Consider the following 18361-nt stretch of genomic DNA (forward strand, 5'->3'; position numbering starts at 1 on the left):
CACATACCCTTTTGAGCGGGTGCTGTGTTTGTCGGCAGCGGGGCTGGCCAGTTGGTTCAACTCGGTTCCTTCAGACAGTACCGGCTTGGCACCTCGCCCAGCACCCGGCGAAAAACGCTGGTGAAAGCGCTCGGGCTGCTATAGCCCAGATCGGTCGCCACTTGCGTAACGGCCTCGCCATGGCCAAGGCGCACCACCGCTGCCAACAGGCAGGCTTGCTGGCGCCATTCGACAAAACTGATGCCGGTTTGCTGGCGAAACAGGCGGGTAAAGGTACGGCGGCTCATGCCAACCTGCCGGGCCATATCATCAATCCCGATATCCAGCGACGGCTGCTCCAGCAGTGTGCGGCAGGCCCGCGCCAGCCTGGGCTCACCCGGTAGCGGCGCATTGAGCGAAAGGGGTGGCATCTCGGCTATTTCGTGGAGCAGCAAATTCATCAGCAGCCCCTCTCTGCGGGTTTCGTCATAGAGCGCCGGAATATCCGTGGCCTGGATCAATAACTGGTGCAGCAGCGGCGATATGCCGAAAACCTGACAATGCGCCGGCAGGCCAAGACGCACAGACGCGGGCTCGCGGATATAGGTGTTCAGCAGGGTCACCGGGCCGTTCATGCTCATTTCGTGGGGTACCCCTGCCGGTACCCAGATGGCCCGTTGCGGCGGTACCACCCAGTTGCCTTGGTCGGTAAACACCGTGATGACACCGCAGGCGGCATAGGCAAACTGCCCGCGGTTATGCCTGTGCAGGGCAAAGCGCTGCCCGTCGGCATAGTCAATGGCCGTGACCACAGCGTCGCGGGGGATATTTTCGCAGGTGTCGGATTCAAATTCGCTCATGGCCCGAATTTAATGATCTTTGACCTGATAGTGCAAGCGGGCCGATACGGCAAGTGTGCATAGTGGCATTTTGGTTGGTGCATGACGCCGCCCGCCTTGCCACTGGAAGCCCCCCACCTATGCAAAAGAAACATCTGATCCTGGCCGTGCTGGTGACGGCCGTTTGGGGGCTGAACTTCCCCATCACTAAACTGGGCCTGGCAGCTATCGATCCGCTGTTGCTAACAGCGCTGCGTTTTACCCTTGCGGCGTTGCCGTGGGTATTTTTCGTCAAACGGCCGCCGATTGCCATCAAGTGGCTGGCTGCTTATGGCTTGATTTTTGGAGTGGCCATGTGGGCCCTGATCAATCTGGGTATTGAATGGGGCGTGCCCCCAGGAACCGCTGCGCTGCTGATCCAGTTCAGTGCTTTTTTCACCTTGGGCTGGGGGGTATTGCTGTTTCGCGAGCGTCTGGGCTTCGGCCAGATACTGGGGATGGGGCTGGCACTGTTGGGGTTGATCAGCATCATTGTGGCCAGCCCCGGCCGGGGCACGACCCTGGGTTATGGCCTGTTGCTGATCAGTGCTCTGAGCTGGAGTATCGGCAACGTCATTATCAAACAGTCGAAAGTGCGGGAGATGTTCGCCTTTGTGGTGTGGGCCAGTGTGTTTGCGCCGCTGCCGCTGTTGGCTCTTACCTGGCTTGCCCACGGATCTGCGCCTTTTACCTCTTTAGTCACCCACTTTGAGTGGGTGGCGTTGTTTTCCCTGTTGTTTCAGGTCTACGCGGCGACGCATTTCTGTTACTGGGGCTGGAATCTGTTACTTCGCGAGTACCCGGTATCCAGGGTGGCGCCGCTGTCCCTGCTGATTCCGGTTTTCGGGATCGCAGGTTCGATGCTGATGCTGGGGCACAAGATTGGGTTCAATGAAGGGCTTGCGATTGTGCTGATATTGGCGGCGCTGGCAGTGGGGTTTGTAAAAGGGCCGGGTCTTAGTCCGAGATTTCAGTTACCGGGATGGCCTGGTCGTCAGAAGTCTGCGCGGCGCTTTTCTTCTCTCGACGATCGTTGATCCATTTGCCGACCTGTGCCGGGAACTCGGCGGGTGATTTACGGCCGACCTTTCGGGCAAGATCAAGAATGGTTTGTTGGGCCAGGGCCTCTTCCATGCGCTTTTGTGCCGTCATCATCGCCGCGTGAACCGAACAGTGGCCGTCCAGCGCCCAGGCAGGCGGCGAGCCTTCGAAGAGTGCGCAGCGGCCACGAATTTCCCGGCAATCGAAAATAAGCTTTTGGCCGTCGATAGCGTTGACGATATCGAGAATGCTGATTTCGTCAGCAGGCCTGGCCAGTTTGAATCCGCCGCGCACGCCTTCCGTGGCCACGACCAGTTTGGCCTTGGCCAGCTTGGTGAAGATCTTCGCCAGATAGTCCTGAGGTACGCCTTGCAACTCTGCAAGATCACGCACGCTCGCCTCACGGCTTTCGCCGCCATCGCCTACCAAAAAGAGCAGGCAGTGAATGCCGTACTCAACGCCCGCGCTGTAAAGAGACATCAAAATCTCCGACTGAATTAGTCGCATATTTTAGCAGTGATCAGTCAGGCGAGCAACGCTCCTTGGGCGTGACAGCAGTGGCATGGACCCCAAATAAAGATTGCTCTCTGTAACTACGACTAATATAGTCGCCGTTATTGAGGTTCGGTGGTGATCGTCATTCGGGGTTGCTTTGCTCGGGCTTCTCATCAGGGGATAAAAAATGAAACAGCAGATTCTGATTATTGGCGCAGGCTTCGGTGGCATGTGGACCGCTTTGAGTGCAACGCGGCTGTTGGATATTCACGGCCACAACCAAGTCGAAGTGACCGTGCTGGCCCCCCAGGCCGAGCTGCGCATACGCCCGCGTTTTTACGAGCCTGAAGCGCACCGGCTGGTCGCGCCCATTGGCGAGCTGCTCGACGCGGTAGGTGTCACCTTTATCAAGGGCGCTGCAGAGACCATCGACGTGCAGCAAAAACATGTGGTTTACACCGATGCTGCAGGCGCCAGACAAATTCATCAGTACGACAAACTGGTCCTGGCTACTGGCAGCGGCCTTGCGCTGCCTGACACCCAAGGTGTGGCGCAATACGCCTTCGACGTGGACCAGATCGAGCAAGCCATACGCCTGGAAAACCACCTCAAATCCCTGGCAGAACTACCACCAAGCCGTGGTCGCAACACGGTGGTTGTGGCGGGCGGAGGCTTCACCGGCATTGAAACGGCAACCGAAATGCCGGCCCGTCTGCGCGCCATACTGGGCGAGCATGCAGACATGGAAGTGATCATCGTGGATCGGGGTGAAAAAGTCGGGGCTTCACTGGGCGCCGAAATCAGCCAGTCGATCGCCGAAGCCAGCGATGAGCTGGGGGTGACCTGGCGCTTGAAATCGTCTGTGGTAGCGGTCGACGAGCAAGGCGTAACCCTGGGTGATGGTCAACGAATCGAAGCGAAAACAGTGATCTGGACCACCGGTGTACGGGCCAGCTCGCTGACGGCGCAAATCCCGGGGGAGCGTGATGGGCTTGGGCGTCTGCATGTGGACGCGCACCTTCAAGTCATAGGCCAGCAAGACATCTTCGCCACCGGCGACGTGGCTTATGCCGCCACGGATGACCTGGGCAACCATGCCCTGATGACCTGCCAGCACGCCATCGTCCTGGGGCGCCATGCGGGCAATAACGTTGCTGCGCAGATACTGGGCGTAGCCCCGGTTGCCTACAGCCAGCCCAAGTACGTTACCTGCCTGGACCTGGGTGGCTGGGGAGCGGTCTACACCGAAGGCTGGGATCGCCAGGTCAAGTTGACCCGCCAGGAAGGCAAATCGTTGAAGACACAGATCAATACGGTGTGGATCTACCCGCCGGCTGCCGATCGCGATGTAGCCTGGGCGGCAGCGGACCCATTGATTCCGATTGCCTGAAATATCAGGGCGCTTAACCCTGCGCGCTTTCGGTGGCCGGGCGCAGGATATCGCGGCACCCCAGCTCGTGGCTGATATCCATGCGCCGATGGGCAATACGCCAGCCGTCTGATGTTGAAACCCAGCGATCCTGATATTCGGCCAGCGATTCATAGGTCAAGCCTTGCATATTGCCGGCGCCGCGATGGGCTGCGCGGACATAGATGCGGCTCACGATAGTTGAATCGCTGGACTCGACCAACAGATTGCCGAGCAAGTGCTGGGAAGGCCCGCAGCCCTCAAGGTGCACGCGGATCATGGCCACAATCGGCCCGCGACCTTGAAGCTGATGCAAACCGCCATAGTCGGCAGTCGCTTCCTTGAGGAACACATCATCCATGGCAGCCCAGTCGCGCTGATCACAAGCCCGTGCATAGCGAGAAAGGACTGCATTGAGCTCGCGCTCAAGCAGCAATTGTTTGATGTCCATCTTGTCCCCTCTATTTCAGTCTGCCGGTTGGGTTGGCGCTGAGCTGATGCTCGGCCTGACTGGGGGAGGGGCTCATCGTTCGTTTGGACTATTTGTGGGGCGGGGTCATGGGGTTGGTCATCGCATGCCTCGATATGCCTAGTACGCCTCGACTGAATGGCTGTGCGAGTTTATCAGGCCATTGCAACATTAATTGATCTGGCATGCAGATAAGCGTCAACGCCTATGGTTGCAGCAGGCGGCGGGAATGAGCTGTTTTACAGCCCTTGAATTCACGATGCTTTATTTCCGTGTGCCCCCTCAGTTTCAATTGTCGGATATGGTACAGGATAGGATACATTGAGGGTGTGGATAGGGGCAGAAAGTGGCGGATAGCCAGAAACAAGAAAGCCCGCACGGGGCGGGCTTCTTGAGGTGTTGCTCAGACTGTCTGGGACAGGTCTGGACAGCTATTTGGTGGAGCCGGGGGGATTTGAACCCCCGTCCGCCAGTACTCCGCTGTCGGTACTACATGCTTAGCCGTTTCTATTAAGTTAACCCTCAGCGACCCGAAGGGCAGGGTGCTTTGGGCGAGTTGTGTAAGTTTTAGCCGATTCGTCCACAACGTACTGCACGGCGATCCTGTTCTATATGACAATCACTTCAGGTTTACAGGCATCCCCTAGTGATTGCTGGACCCGAAGGTACCAGGAGGATGGCTAAGGCAGCTTACGCTGCGAGAGCTTGACCCTCGTAGGTTTCGTCATTGGCAACTATAAGTAGTTGCAACAGTGGATTTACGAGTTCTGTTACCAACTCGGCATGCACCTAGAGTTTCGCAACCGGCGTCGAATCCTAAACGGCCCCGATGCCTGCTGTATATAACCAGCAAGCTAGCGGAGTCTACGCCTTTCTGACGCAGAAGGCCAACCCAAAGGGGTTACTCACCACCTTTGTTGTTGTTGGCAATGTCCTGGAGCACCTGGGTGGTCAGTGAAACGCAGGCCTGAGTGCCTTCTTTGGTGCCTTTGGATTGTTCTTCCTTGGCCTGGGCAACGGTGCTGTCGATGTTGTCTTGTAAGTCGGAGCTGATTTCGCCAGAGCTGGCTACGGCGTCGTTGATCTTTTGCAGGTTGATCTGGCAAAGGTCGTCTGCCGCAAACACCGGGGAGGCCAACATCACTGCGGATATAAACAGACCAGCAAGAGCGGTACGCTTCATGGGGAAAACTCCTTGTGCACAGGGTAGGCCCGGTGTTTCCAGGCTCGGTTTTATGCCCCAAACATTGGGGCCTTAAGCCAATTGACTATAGCCACGCTCGGGAGTTCTGCCTGGGTCAGGCCATTAATTTCTGGTTTTTTTTGTGCCCGAAAGTAGAGCGAATATTTGATTTGGTGGGAGCGGGCTTGCTCGCGATGGCATCGACGCGGTGTATGGGTCACACCGCAGCGATCCTGTCGCGAGCAAGCCCGCTCCCACATTTTCAGGCCTGGGCGCTGGTGACGCGGTCTACCAGATACACCAGGCCGTGATAATCAATCCCGCCATGCTGGCTCAAGCCAATTTCACAGGTTCGGCTGGTGGAGATCCCTTCGCTGCAATATTGCACCGCGTCTTTCAAAGTGCGCAGTGAGTGGGCGTTCAGCTCCGGGGTGGTAAAGCCTTTGTCACCGGCAAAGCCGCAGCAATGGATACCCTCGGGGATCACCACGTCGGTGCTGCACAGCCGCGCAATATCGATCAGGGCCTGGCTTTCGCCCAGGTGCTGGGTGCTGCAGGTGACATGCACGGCAATCGGTGCGGTTTGCGGGGTAAAGGTCAACTTGTCCACAAGGTGGGTGCGGATAAAGCGGACCGGGTCGTACAGGTCGAGGCGACTTTCCCCCAGGTCCTGCACCAGACGCAGGGTGCAGGGGCTGGTGTCGCAGTAGATCGGGTCAAGCCCGCCACGGCTGGCATGCAGCAGTGCGCCGATCAGTTCCTGGCGTTTGTGTTCGGCCTGTTCGTTGTAACCTTTCGACGCAAACGGCTGGCCGCAGCACAGGCTGTCCATATTGTCGGGGAACACCACCTGGTAACCGGCTTTTTCCAGCAGGCCGCGGGTTTTGTCCAGCAACGACATTTGTTCTTTGTCTCCTGCCGCCGGGCCCATGACCCGCGACACGCAAGCCGCCAGGTACACCACCCGCGGGCGGGCATCCTTGACCGGCGGGGTAAAACGGATCGCCCGCTCTGGCTGGGGCATGGCGTTGGTCCACAAGGGCACGCGGCCTTTGCTGGCCTTGCTCAGGGCCGATGAGAGTTTTGCCAGTCGCGGCGCCCCCAGCAGCATGCGCGCACCATTGGCCACGTGCAGGGTAAAACGTGCCCCCTGCAGTGCTGTGGTGAAGTGACTGGCCAGCCAGTCAGCCGTTTTCACACTGTCAGCGCTGCGTGCCCGGAGTTTTTTCACCAGTTCGCCGGTATTGATGCCCACCGGGCAGCGTTGCGCGCATAAACCGGTGGCTGCGCAGGTATCGATGCCTTGATAGGCGTAGGCCTTTTCCAGCTCAGCGGTGTCGATACCGGCGCGCTTTCTGGCTTGAATATCCCGCCAGATCACAATCCGCTGCCGCGGGCTCAGGGTCAGTCCCTTGGACGGGCACACCGGTTCGCAAAAACCGCACTCGATGCACTTATCCACAATCTCGTCCGCCGCCGGCATTGGCTTGAGGTGCTTGAGGTGGATATGCGGGTCTTCGCTAAGCACCACGTCGGGGTTGAGAATGCCCTGCGGGTCGAGCAAATGCTTGAGCGCCCACATCAACTGGTAAGCATCGCTGCCCCATTCCAGCTCAACAAAGGGCGCCATATTGCGCCCGGTACCGTGCTCGGCCTTGAGCGAACCGCCAAATTCCACGGCCACCAGTTGCGCCACGTCATCCATAAAGGCCTGGTAGCGCGCCACTTCCTCGGGGTTGTTGAAACCCTGGGTAAAGACGAAGTGCAGGTTGCCCTCCAACGCGTGGCCAAACAGGATCGCTTCGTCGTAGTGGTGCTTGTCGAACAGCTCGATCAGGCGGTTGACGCCGATGGCCAGTTGTTCAACGGGGAAGGTCACGTCTTCGATGATCACCGTGGTGCCGGTTTTGCGCACCGCCCCGACGGCCGGGAAGGTGTCTTTGCGGATCGCCCACAGCTTGGCGTTTTCTTTAGGGTCTTCGGTGAAGTCGACCTGTTTTTCAACCGGGAAATCGACCAGCGAGGCCATGATTTGCGCCAGTTGTTCGTGCAGCAAGGTCTGGGATGCAGCGCGGGACTCGATCAATAGCGCGCAGGCATTGGCCGACAATTGCTGTACGAAAGCCGGCATGCCGGGTTTGTCCTGCACCGAACGCAGGCTGCGACGGTCGAGCAGTTCCACGGCAGACACGGGCTGGCTTTTAAGCACGGTGACGGCGTTGCAGCAGGTCTCGACATCCGGGAACACGATCAGCGCCGAAGCCTTGTTCGGGTGGTCGATCACGGTGTCGTAGGTCACCGCGCTGATAAAGCCCAGGGTACCTTCGCTGCCCACCAGCAGGTGGCTGAGGATATCCAGCGGGTCGTCGAAATCCACCAGGGCATTAAGGGACAGGCCTGTGGTGTTTTTCAGACGGTATTTGTGGCGGATTTTTGCAGCCAGTTCAGCGTTGGCGCGGGTTTCGCGAGCCAACGTCCCCAACTGCTCGAGCAATGGCCCGTGGCTTTGGCGAAAGGCGGCGATGTTGGCGGCATCTTCGGTGTCGACCCGGGTACCGTCGGCCAGCACTACGCGCAGGCCCGCCAGGGTGTGGTAGGTGTTTTGCGCGGTGCCGCAACACATGCCGCTGGCATTATTGGCGACGATGCCGCCAATTTTGCAGGCGTTGATCGATGCCGGGTCTGGGCCGATCTTGCGTCCGAACGGGGCCAGCCAGGCGTTGGCCTGGGCGCCGATCACTCCCGGTTGCAGGCGGATTTGCCTGCCCTGGCCGCGGATTTCCTTGCCGTTCCAGTTGTCGCCGAGCACGATCAGCACCGAGTCGCTGATGGCCTGGCCAGAGAGGCTGGTGCCTGCTGCACGAAAGGTCACCGATACCTGGTCGCGACGGGCCAGGCGCAACAGTTCGACCACTTCATCTTCGGACTCGACGCGAATCACCAGCTTGGGGATCAGTCGGTAAAAGCTCGCATCGGTGCCGAACGCCAGGGTCGACAGCGCATCGGTAAAACGGCGGTCCTGGGGGATCAGTCGCTCGGCATCACGCATAAACGCGGCGGGCAGGCTCATGCATCCTCCAGAATCAGTACGATCAGGTCTTTGGGACCGTGGGCGCCGTAGGCCAGCACTTGCTCGATATCGGCGGTTTTCGACGGGCCGGACACCAGTAACGCATTGGTCGGCATGCCGGCGGTCCAGTTCATTTCACGCTGCACCTGATAAAAGTTGTCGCGGATTTCGCTGGCCTTAAGCAGGGCAAAATGCACCGGCGGCACCAGGCTCATCAGCCGTGGTTCTTCCGGGGTTGGCCACATGATCAGGCTGCCGGTGGCAGCAATTGCCCCCAGGGTGGTGGTGAGGCTGGCCGGTGTATCGTTGAACAGTTCGGCTTTCCACGCTTCTACCGGACGGTCGTAGGCTTTAAGTGCTGGCAACCCGGGGTTTTGTGCCCAGTGTTCGCTGACCTTTTGCCCGTGCGCTGTAGTCGGTGCGATCAGCAGGCTTGGCAACTGACGGTCGGTGACCAATTGCGCGAGCAATGCAGGCCAACCTTGCTCGGTACTGAGGTGGATTTCAGTGTGGACCGCTTCCATCAGCTTGCGCAGTTGCGGGATACGTTGCTCCGGGGTGTAGGTCCAGGGCTCTGTGACCAGCACTTCGTCAAAATTGTCAGGCACCGGTGTGGTGCCCGTCAGGCTTTTACGCAGTTTATTGAGGATGTTTTGCTTGGCGCTCATCGTGTTTCTCCCGACTTTTTCGCCAGATGCTCGCGGGCCATATCGTGCAGCGAACGGGCGGCGGGTTTGGGCGCGCTGTGGTTTTGCGTCCACGGGCCTACCTTGCTCGGCGTCAGGGCGCGCAGACGGGTAGCGGCTTTCAGGAAGGTGCGGTAAAGCGCGGGTGAGCTGTTGAGCTTGGCCCACATATTCCAGATCAGGCGCTCTTTACGCGAATACTTGCTGCCCTGACCACGCATGATGCGCGGTACGGTATCGGGGGCTTTGACGTTCTCTTCACGCAGGCGCCGCAGCAGGGCCGGGATCGGGATTTTTACCGGGCACACTTCGCCACAGGCACCGCACAGCGACGAGGCGCTCGGGTGATCCGGGACTTTGTTCAAGCCCACCATATGTGGCGTGATGATTGCGCCAATGGGGCCGGGATACACCTCACCGTAGGCATGACCGCCAATGCGGGTGTAAACCGGGCAGTGGTTCATGCAGGCACCGCAGCGAATGCAGTTGAGTGTCTGGCGCAATTCGCTGTCGGCAAACGCCTGGCTGCGACCGTTATCGAGCAGCACCAGGTGCACTTCTTCAGGGCCGTCCAGCTCGCCGGGTTTGCGTGGGCCGGAAATCATATTGACGTAGGTGGTGATGGGCTGGCCAAGGGCCGAGCGGGTCAGCAGGGATACCAGCGGTACAACGTCGCGCAGGTTCTCGACCACTTTCTCGATGCCGGTAACGGCAATATGCACCGGCGGCACCGTGGTGGACATGCGGCCGTTGCCTTCGTTTTCCACCAGCAGCAGGGTGCCGGTTTCAGCAACGGCAAAGTTGACGCCAGACACGCCGATGTCCGCTTCAAAGAATTTCTGGCGCAGTACGCGGCGGCCGATCTGGATCAGTTGATCCACGTCCTTGGTGTATTCCACGCCGAGTTTTTCGTGAAACAGGTCGGCCACTTGCCCGGCGTTCTTATGGATCGCGGGCATGATGATGTGGGAGGGTTTTTCGTTGTCGAGTTGAACAATATATTCGCCCATGTCGGACTCAAGGCATTCAATGCCCTGGGCGCCGAGTACATGGTTCATCTCCATCTCTTCGCTGACCATCGACTTGCCTTTGATCACCTGTTTGGCGGCGCGCCGGCGGGCGATGGACATGACGATTTGATTGGCTTCGTCGACGGTTTCAGCCCAATGAACCTGCACGCCATTACGGGTCAGGTTGGCTTCCAGTCGTTCCAGCAGGTCAGGCAACTTGGACAGGGCGCGGGCGCGGATGGCGTTACCCAGAGCGCGCAAGTGCTCGCGCTCATGGGCGTCGCTGAAGGCAACAGCGCGCTTGGTCATCAGAGAATCCATTGCACTGCGGAAGTTGTTTCGCAGTTGCTTGTCACCCAGGGCTTCGTGGGCGCGCTCGCGGAAGTCTTCTTCGACCGCGACGGTAGGGATCAGGGTGCTGGCGCTCATTGGCCACCTCCGGTGCGCTGCCACAGGAAACTGGCCAGATGCTGGCCGCGCAGTGATTCCTTCTGTTTTTCCAGCGAGCCGTTGATGTTCATCAGGCAGCCGCAATCGGCGGTGAGCACTTGATGGGCGCCGGTATCAATCAGGGAGCGGGTTTTGTCAGCGACCATGGCGCCGGAAATATCCGGCATGCGTACGCTGAAGGTCCCGCCAAAACCGCAGCATTCACTTTCGTGGCTGTGGTCGATGCGCTCCACATTGCCCAGTTGCGCGAGCATTTCGCGGCCGTGCAGGTGGGTGTTCATTTCGCGGCGGGCCGAGCAGGAGGTGTGCAGTGCGACCTTGACCGGGGCGCCGTGGTCCTTGAAGCGGACCTTGCACACAAACAGCAAAAATTCGGTGAGTTCAAAGGTGCGTTCAGCCAGGGCGTGAACCTTTTTCAGGGTGTCGGGCTCGTCCTTGAACAGGTCTTCATAGTGTTCGCGCAGCATGCCGGCGCAGGAGCCGGAAGGCACGACGACCGGGTAGTCTTCGGCGAGCAGGGCCAGTTGCGCACGGGCCACTTCCCGGGCCTGCTCGGTGTAACCCGAGGTGTAGGCCGGTTGACCACAGCAGCTCTGGCCTTGGGGATAATCGACGTCGATACCTTCGCGCTCGATCAGGTGGATGGCGTCCATCCCGGCTTCGGGGAAGAACAGATCGACCACGCAGGTGCCGAACAGGTAGACCTTGCGCGGTTTTTGCGCGGGGTATTGGCGGGGTACAGGCAAGGGCGGGGCGACACGGGTCGCATTCGGCACGGCGTTGTAAAAAAGCTCGCTCATCAGGCGTCTCCGGGTGGTCCCGGTTATGTGTCCACCGAGGTGGACCGGGTCGTGAATTACTGACGCCGGGGCTGTGCCCCGGCGACATTAACGTGCAGTAACCATAGCGCTTATCAGTGAACCAGCATGCCGGTGAACCAGTAGGCCTGGGCCAGGGTGATCAGGCCGACGATGGTGGCGAAAAACAGACTGTGCTTGAGGGTGAAGCGGAACAGGTCCGATTCTTTGCCCACCAGGCCGGTCGCCGCACAGGCGACAGCGATCGATTGCGGGGAAATCATCTTGCCGGTCACGCCGCCACTGGTATTGGCAGCCACCATCAGGGTGTCGCTCACGCCGATCTGGTGCGCGGTGGTGGCCTGCAACGAGCTGAACAGGGCGTTGGACGAGGTGTCGGAACCGGTCAGGAACACGCCCAGCCAACCGAGGAACGGCGAGAAGAACGGGAACGCGGCGCCAGTACCTGCCAGTACCAGGGCCATGGTCGAGGACATGCCCGAGTAGTTGGTGACGAAGGCGAAGGCCAGCACCATACCGATGGAAAGAATCGGCCAGCGCAGTTCGTAGAAGGTTTCTTTTAAAGTGGTCAGACCAGTCTTGATGTCGATCTTCAGTATCAGCATCGAGATCAGTGCCGAGAAGAAAATCGCCGTGCCGGTGGCCGAAATCGGATCAAGTTTGAACACGGCGGCAATCGCGGTCGGCGCGTTGACGATAGGGGCGGTCTTGATCACCAGTTGGTCAAGGTGCGGGATCGCGAAGTTGAACACCCAGCCGTACATCGAGCCGCCGGCAGAGAACATCGCCTTGAACGGTTTGAGGGTCCAGATGGTGACCAGCACGGTAAGGATCAGGAACGGTGACCAGGCTTTCAGAATCTGCATCAGGCTGTAAGGCGAAGCCATCAGGTTGGTCGGTTTACCGAAACCACCTGCGCTCGCGGTAACAATTACGTCAGAGCTAACTCCAGCAATTCGTGCACCTGCGGTACGTTTTGGCTGCCAGACTTTCAGAAACAGGGTCAGGCTGACCAGGCTGGCCAGGGCCGAGGTGATGTCCGGCAGTTCCGGGCCAATGTAGTTGGAGGTGTAGTACTGGGTGATGGCGAAGCTCAAACCGGCCACCAGGGCTGCGGGCCAGGTTTCACGCACGCCGCGCAGGCCGTCCATCATGAATACCAGCCAGAACGGCACGAACAGCGACAGCAGTGGCAGCTGGCGACCGGCCATGGCGCCGATCTTGAACGCGTCGATACCGGTGACCTGACCCGCCACGATGATCGGGATACCCAGGGCGCCAAACGCGACCGGGGCCGTGTTGGCGATCAGGCACAGGCCAGCGGCGTACAGCGGGTTAAAACCCAGGCCTACAAGCAGTGCTGCTGTAATCGCTACCGGCGCACCGAAACCGGCTGCACCCTCAAGGAAAGCACCAAAGCAGAAGCCGATCAGCAGTACTTGCAGGCGCTGGTCGTCGGTGATCGACAGCACGGAGCTGCGGATGATTTCGAACTGGCCGCTTTTGACGGTCAGTTTGTAGAGGAACACCGCGGCAACGATGATCCAGGCAATTGGCCACAGGCCATAGGCAAATCCGTAGCCCGCTGCTGCGAAGGCCATATCGACAGGCATCTGGAAGGCAAAGATGGCCACCAGAATCGACAGGGCAAGGGTGATGCTGCCGGCGACGTGACCTTTGAGACGGAACACGGCCAAGGCGAGGAAGAAGAATACGATCGGGACGACGGCCGCGAGAGCGGACAGGCCGAGGCTGCCGAGCGGGCTGTAGAGCTGTTGCCAGGTTTGCATATGGGGTGGCCCCTAATTGTTATTGGTCGATGCTGCAGACTGTGTTTGGTATATTGGTATTACCAATTTACAATCACTGTTGGCTAGGTTAAAAGCCTTATGAGGCATGTGTCAATTTGCCGCCTCACAAACTTTCGTCGGGGTGTTCGTTGTCCGGGCATCTGATGGGGTTTTTAGCGGTGTTTCTGATGGGTGTATGCGTGGCGCCAATCGGCGAGAATAGCGGCCCCCGGCGCGTGGTCGGGAGGGTGGAGAGCAGTTATGGGGTTTGATCAGATCCGGCAGCGCCGTTTGTCGGACGATATTGTCGAGCAGCTCGAGGGCATGATCCTCGAGGGCACGTTGAAGTCAGGTGAGCGCTTGCCTGCCGAACGTGCGCTGGCGGAGCAGTTTGGGGTGTCGCGCCCTTCGTTGCGGGAGGCGATCCAGAAATTGTCGGCCAAGGGGCTGCTGGTCAGTCGCCAGGGTGGCGGCAATTATGTGGCAACATCCCTGGGCTCGACCTTTAGTGATCCTTTATTGCAACTGTTGGAAAGCAACCCTGAAGCGCAGCGCGATCTGCTTGAGTTCCGTCACACGCTTGAGGCTTCGTGCGCTTTTTACGCGGCATCGCGTGCCACCGAGATGGACCGTGAGCGGCTGCGGCTGGCTTTTGAACGGTTGCAGGACTGTTATGCACGGGTGGATGAAGTCAGTCGCGCAGAAGAGGGGGAGGCCGATGCCAACTTCCACCTGGCCATTGCCGAAGCGAGCCATAACGCGGTGTTGCTGCATACGATTCGCGGGTTATTCGACCTGCTCAAGCGCAACGTGGTGACCAATATTGGTGGCATGTACAAGCAGCGCAGTGAAACGCGCGACATGCTGATCAGTCAGCATCGCGAGTTGTATCTGGCGATTATCGAGGGCAGGGCGGAAGACGCCCGGGAAGTGGCGAGCCGTCACCTGGTGTATGTGCAGGAAGTGCTGGAAGAAGTGCGTCAGGAAGTTCAGCGCATGGCGCGGGCCGAGCGGCGCAATGGCTTGTAATTGTTGATGCAAACCCTGTGGGAGCGGGCTTGCTCGCGATTCATGCAACTCGGTATATCAGGTATACCAAGTCGATTCCATCGCGAGCAAGCCCGCTCCCACAAGAGCTGAGGCAGCATCAAGGCAGTTGCTCCCACGAGTGCAAGGGCTGAAGAACTAGTCTTCCTTGCCCTTGTTGCGCACCGCACGTTGCAGCTCGCGATCGGAATCGCGCTCACGCTCGGTATGACGCTTGTCGTATTCCTTCTTGCCTTTACCCAGGGCAATTTCGCACTTGATCAAGTGCTTGCTCCAGTAAAGCGAGAGGCAGACGCAGGCGTAACCCTTCTGCTGCACCGAGGCAAACAGCTTTTCCAGCTCGCGCTGGTTAAGCAGCAGTTTGCGGCTGCGCGTTGGGTCGGCAATAACGTGCGTGCTGGCTGTCGTCAGAGGTGCGATATGGCTGCCGAGCAACCATGCTTCACCATCCTTGAGTAGCACGTAGCTGTCGACCAGCTGTGCCTTGCCTGCACGCAGACTTTTTACTTCCCAGCCGGCCAGGACCAGACCAGCCTCGAACCGATGTTCGATGAAGTAATCGTGTCGCGCTTTTTTATTCTGCGCGATGGTCCCTGTTGGGTGTTTCTTCTGTTTAGCCATAGGGGCAGCATTATAGGCAGTTGCGAGCGTGTCGGCTACGGGCACCTGCGTGCTTGAGCACGTAGGGTGATTCCCGGACAATGCGCCCTCTTTTTTTAGTGGTTGGGCGTAGTAACGATGTCGACAGACAAGGTTTCTGTCCACGGCAGTTGGGCAAGCCGTTGGGTCTTTATTTTCGCTGCGACCGGTTCTGCCGTGGGTTTGGGCAGTATCTGGAAATTCCCTTACATGGTTGGCGTCTATGGCGGCGGCGCGTTTGTGTTGGTGTTTTTGGCCTGTATCGCGCTGATCGGTGTGCCGGTGATGCTGGCTGAAACCCTGATCGGGCGGCGTGCCCGGCTGAGTCCGGCGAATGCCTTGAAGGTGTTGGCGGTCGAGGCGGGGCACTCGGGGCGTTGGTCGTGGGGGGCTTTTGCCGGGATGATCACTGCGCTGCTGATTTTGTCTTTCTATAGTGTGGTGGGCGGCTGGTCGCTGGATTACATCATCAATATGGGCAAGGGCGATTTTCAGGGGGCGACGGCCGATCAGGTCGGCCAGTACTTTGGTGATGTGATTTCCAATCCCTGGCGCCTCACTTTTTGGCATACCGGGTTTATGTTGCTGTCTGCGTATGTGATCGCCAAGGGGGTGGTGGCGGGGCTTGAGCGCAGTTTGCGGATCATGATGCCGCTGCTGTTTGTGCTGCTGCTGGTACTGCTGGGTTACAGCATGACCACCGGGCACTTTATGCAGGGCGTACATTTCATGTTCGACTTCAACCCCGATCGCGTACTCGACGGGTTGCTGGCCGCAATGGGCCATGCGTTCTTTTCCCTGAGCGTGGGCGTGGGGTCGATCATGATTTATGGCGCATACATGCCCAAGAATGCATCGATCTCGGGCACCGTAGTCGGGGTGGCGCTGATCGACACTTTTGTCTCATTGCTCGCCGGGCTGGCATTGTTTCCAATTGTATTTGCGTCGGGGCTCAACCCTGGCGAAGGCCCGGGCCTGATGTTCGTGACCTTGCCGTTTGCCTTCGGTAACGTGGCCTTTGGTCAGTTGATGGGCGTGGTGTTTTTTGTGCTGGTGGCAGTCGCTGCCTGGAGTTCGGCCATTTCGTTGCTTGAGCCAATGGTGGCGTACCTGGTGGAGCGCACCAGGGTGCGGCGCTTGTGGGTCACTTTCTGGCTGGCTTTCAGTTGCTGGTTTGTTGGCCTGGGCACGGTGTTTTCGTTCAATATCTGGAAACAGGCGAAGTTTTTCGTGAACGAAGATTCCGGTTTTCATCTCTATCAATGGGGCGCGGCCAGCGGTCTGGACTTCTTTGGTGTCGTCGATTTCTTCACCTCGCGTATCATGCTGCCTTTGGGCGGCCTGTGTTTTGTGGTCTTTGCAGGCTGGATCATGGGGCGCGGCGCGGTTCGTGACGAATTGTCGATGCGCAGCCCGGTGATGTTCGCCCTGACTCTTTTTTTGATGCGCTATGTGGCGCCACTCGGCATTCTGATTGTGTTTGCCGCCCAGCTGTGGAAGTAACGCTGACATGACTACCCATATCCAACGCTCTGCCTTGTTGCCTTATCCAGCCCAGGCGCTTTATGACCTGGTAAACGATGTGGCGAGCTACCCGCAGTTTTTGCCGTGGTGTTCGTCTGCCGAAATCCTGGAAAGCACTGAAGTGCTGATGCGCGCCAGCCTGGGGGTGGCCAAGGGTGGCCTGAGCCAGCACTTTGTCACCCGCAATACCCTGGTGCCCGGGCAGTCCATCGAGATGAACCTGGAAGAAGGTCCTTTTACCAAGCTGCACGGCCTGTGGGTGTTCAAACCTTTGGGTGACAAAGCGTGCAAAATCAGCCTGGACATGACCTTTGATTACGCCGGGGCCATCGTCAAGGCCACTCTGGGGCCTTTGTTCAATCAGGCGGCCAATACGCTGGTGGATGCTTTTTGCCAGCGCGCCAAGCAGTTGTATGGCTGAGCCGGTGATTGAAGTTGAGGTGGTTTATGCCGCGGTCGATCGCCAGTGCCTGCTGACCGTGGTTGTGCCGCAAGGCACGACGCTGCGGGCAGCGGTATTGGTGTCGGGCATGGGGCGCGAATTTCCCGAGGTTGACCTGACTAATTGCCCGGTGGGGATTTTCGGCAAGCAGGTGGCTGATCCTGATACCCGGGTGCTGCAGGCAGGGGATCGTATCGAGATGTATCGAGCGCTGCTGGCCGACCCCAAAGAGATTCGCCGTCAACGTGCGGCCAAGGCTGCCGAGGCCAAGCGCCTCAGTCAGCCCTGACAGCTTTCTTGCAGGCAACAAAAAGCCCGGCATGCCGGGCTTTTTTGTACCGGGCGCTTATTGCTCGGTGGTATCCAGAGGTTCTGGCGTAGGAACCGGTACGGTTTCAACACCGTCTACGTCCTTCTGGATTTGATCAAGCAATGAACCAGGCTTGGCTGGAACTTCGCTCTTCTCGGCTGGAGCTTGAGTCGCCGGTTCGGTCACGTCTGTGCCGCCGGTTTTGCCGAGAATGGCTTCGTCGCGGCTGACGCCAGGCTTGAAGTCACCTGACAGGCTCACGAGCTGGTCGTTCTGGTTGAAGAACACACTGATGCGTTCCTGTTGGCGTTCTCCGCCGCCGGGCTGCAGGCTATACAGATAATCCCAGCGATCAGGGTGGAATGTATCGGTCAGCAGGGCATTACCCATGATAAACCGCACTTGCCGGCGGGTCATTCCCGGGCGTAACTGGTTTATCATGTCCTGCGTGACGACATTGCCCTGTTGGATGTCGATTTTGTAAACCCCGGGGAATGAACAACCGGCGAGTGCGAGCAGTCCCACAAAGGTGAAACTGGTTAGCAAGAGCTTGGTGTTTTGCATCGGTGGGCGACTTCCACTATCTTGGCTGGGACAACGTAAACGCCGATCATACCCGTATTAAGAGAAGCTGCGAAGCGGCTTCCGCGAGAAAGCTAACCATGGTTGAAAATAGCGAACTACGTAAGGCCGGACTTAAGGTGACTCTGCCACGAGTCAAAATTCTACAGATGCTTGACTCTGCAGAGCAGCGTCACATGAGCGCCGAGGATGTTTACAAGGCACTTATGCAAGCAGGCGAGGACGTAGGTCTGGCCACGGTTTACCGTGTTCTGACCCAGTTTGAGTCAGCTGGGCTGGTGATTCGCCATAATTTTGATGGCGGTCATGCTGTCTTTGAATTGGCTGATGCTGACGGCGGCCACCACGACCATATGGTCAACGTGGACAGCGGTGAAGTGATCGAGTTTTTCGACGAAGACATCGAAAAACTGCAGCACGCCATTGCAGCCAAGCACGGTGTTGAGTTGGTGGATCACAACTTGGTGCTGTACGTGCGCAAGAAGGCCAAGTAAGAGCATGTCACGCGAATTACGGTTCGCGAAACGATCGAAGGCGGCC

At 58.6% G+C, this 18361-nt stretch carries 18 protein-coding genes and 1 other RNA gene; 7 read left to right on the plus strand and 12 right to left on the minus strand.

Annotated elements, in window-relative coordinates; all coding sequences use genetic code 11:
- Positions 1-56: 56 nt before the first annotated feature.
- Positions 57-839 carry an AraC family transcriptional regulator gene (locus tag QN377_RS08345; RefSeq protein ID WP_095002521.1) on the minus strand — a complete coding sequence of 261 codons (783 nt, stop codon included), beginning with the start codon at positions 837-839 and terminating at the stop codon, positions 57-59.
- Positions 840-958: 119 nt separating this feature from the next.
- On the opposite strand from QN377_RS08345, the gene QN377_RS08350 reads away from it, so the two are divergent.
- A complete protein-coding gene (locus QN377_RS08350; protein WP_095018747.1) occupies positions 959-1894 on the plus strand; it encodes an EamA family transporter in 936 nt (311 codons plus the stop codon).
- Here QN377_RS08350 and QN377_RS08355 read toward each other — a convergent pair.
- Positions 1815-2378: an RrF2 family transcriptional regulator gene (locus QN377_RS08355; RefSeq protein ID WP_095002523.1), complete on the minus strand. Its 564-nt coding sequence runs from the start codon at positions 2376-2378 to the stop codon at positions 1815-1817. The genes QN377_RS08350 and QN377_RS08355 overlap by 80 nt on opposite strands.
- A 202-nt stretch (positions 2379-2580) precedes the next feature.
- Between QN377_RS08355 and QN377_RS08360 the strand changes: the two genes are divergently transcribed.
- A complete protein-coding gene (locus QN377_RS08360; protein ID WP_153328215.1) occupies positions 2581-3783 on the plus strand; it encodes an NAD(P)/FAD-dependent oxidoreductase in 1203 nt (400 codons plus the stop codon).
- Between the two features lie 13 nt (positions 3784-3796).
- Here the strand turns inward: QN377_RS08360 and QN377_RS08365 are convergent, their stop codons facing one another.
- The 8 genes from QN377_RS08365 to QN377_RS08400 all read right to left on the minus strand — a co-directional run bounded on the left by QN377_RS08365 (position 3797) and on the right by QN377_RS08400 (position 13277).
- Positions 3797-4252, minus strand: coding sequence for a nuclear transport factor 2 family protein (locus QN377_RS08365; protein WP_095031928.1), 456 nt, complete (start codon positions 4250-4252; stop codon positions 3797-3799).
- Positions 4253-4706: 454 nt separating this feature from the next.
- Positions 4707-5098, minus strand: a transfer-messenger RNA (tmRNA) gene (gene ssrA, locus QN377_RS08370).
- Positions 5099-5171: 73 nt separating this feature from the next.
- A complete protein-coding gene (locus QN377_RS08375) occupies positions 5172-5453 on the minus strand; it encodes a hypothetical protein (RefSeq protein ID WP_095002535.1) in 282 nt (93 codons plus the stop codon).
- Positions 5454-5715: 262 nt separating this feature from the next.
- Positions 5716-8523 (minus strand): FAD-binding and (Fe-S)-binding domain-containing protein, encoded by a 2808-nt coding sequence (locus tag QN377_RS08380; RefSeq protein ID WP_095018763.1) that lies wholly within the window; start codon positions 8521-8523, stop codon positions 5716-5718.
- Positions 8520-9191, minus strand: a complete 672-nt coding sequence (locus tag QN377_RS08385; RefSeq protein ID WP_095002537.1) for a LutC/YkgG family protein — start codon at positions 9189-9191, stop codon at positions 8520-8522. The genes QN377_RS08380 and QN377_RS08385 overlap by 4 nt, the downstream gene beginning before the upstream one ends.
- Entirely contained in the window at positions 9188-10648 is a 1461-nt protein-coding gene (locus tag QN377_RS08390; protein WP_095002538.1) for a LutB/LldF family L-lactate oxidation iron-sulfur protein, read from the minus strand. The genes QN377_RS08385 and QN377_RS08390 overlap by 4 nt, the downstream gene beginning before the upstream one ends.
- On the minus strand, positions 10645-11469 hold the full coding sequence (locus QN377_RS08395; RefSeq protein WP_095018764.1) for a (Fe-S)-binding protein: 825 nt from the start codon (positions 11467-11469) through the stop codon (positions 10645-10647). The genes QN377_RS08390 and QN377_RS08395 overlap by 4 nt, the downstream gene beginning before the upstream one ends.
- Before the next feature lie 113 nt (positions 11470-11582).
- Positions 11583-13277, minus strand: a complete 1695-nt coding sequence (locus QN377_RS08400; RefSeq protein ID WP_095002540.1) for a lactate permease LctP family transporter — start codon at positions 13275-13277, stop codon at positions 11583-11585.
- Positions 13278-13538: 261 nt separating this feature from the next.
- Between QN377_RS08400 and QN377_RS08405 the strand changes: the two genes are divergently transcribed.
- Positions 13539-14306 carry a GntR family transcriptional regulator gene (locus tag QN377_RS08405; protein WP_016783458.1) on the plus strand — a complete coding sequence of 256 codons (768 nt, stop codon included), beginning with the start codon at positions 13539-13541 and terminating at the stop codon, positions 14304-14306.
- A gap of 156 nt (positions 14307-14462) precedes the next feature.
- Here QN377_RS08405 and smpB read toward each other — a convergent pair whose 3' ends face one another.
- Positions 14463-14945 (minus strand): SsrA-binding protein SmpB, encoded by a 483-nt coding sequence (smpB, locus tag QN377_RS08410; RefSeq protein WP_048383611.1) that lies wholly within the window; start codon positions 14943-14945, stop codon positions 14463-14465.
- Positions 14946-15062: 117 nt separating this feature from the next.
- Here smpB and QN377_RS08415 point away from each other — a divergent pair, with 117 nt between their 5' ends.
- From QN377_RS08415 to QN377_RS08425, 3 genes are read left to right on the plus strand one after another with little or no spacing between them, the layout of a single operon-like run.
- Positions 15063-16466, plus strand: a complete 1404-nt coding sequence (locus QN377_RS08415; protein ID WP_095002541.1) for a sodium-dependent transporter — start codon at positions 15063-15065, stop codon at positions 16464-16466.
- 7 nt (positions 16467-16473) lie between these two features.
- Positions 16474-16908: a type II toxin-antitoxin system RatA family toxin gene (locus QN377_RS08420; RefSeq protein ID WP_095002542.1), complete on the plus strand. Its 435-nt coding sequence runs from the start codon at positions 16474-16476 to the stop codon at positions 16906-16908.
- Complete coding sequence (locus QN377_RS08425; protein ID WP_095018765.1) at positions 16901-17218, plus strand: RnfH family protein; 318 nt, start codon at positions 16901-16903, stop codon at positions 17216-17218. The genes QN377_RS08420 and QN377_RS08425 overlap by 8 nt, the downstream gene beginning before the upstream one ends.
- A gap of 57 nt (positions 17219-17275) precedes the next feature.
- Here QN377_RS08425 and QN377_RS08430 read toward each other — a convergent pair whose 3' ends face one another.
- A complete protein-coding gene (locus tag QN377_RS08430; RefSeq protein WP_016783453.1) occupies positions 17276-17803 on the minus strand; it encodes an outer membrane protein assembly factor BamE in 528 nt (175 codons plus the stop codon).
- Between the two features lie 98 nt (positions 17804-17901).
- On the opposite strand from QN377_RS08430, the gene fur reads away from it, so the two are divergent.
- Positions 17902-18315: a ferric iron uptake transcriptional regulator gene (gene fur / locus QN377_RS08435; protein WP_029611724.1), complete on the plus strand. Its 414-nt coding sequence runs from the start codon at positions 17902-17904 to the stop codon at positions 18313-18315.
- Positions 18316-18361: the final 46 nt, after the last annotated feature.

The sequence above is a fragment of the Pseudomonas sp. CCC4.1 genome, assembly GCF_035019225.1.
GTDB classification, from domain to species: Bacteria; Pseudomonadota; Gammaproteobacteria; order Pseudomonadales; family Pseudomonadaceae; genus Aquipseudomonas; species Aquipseudomonas bubulae.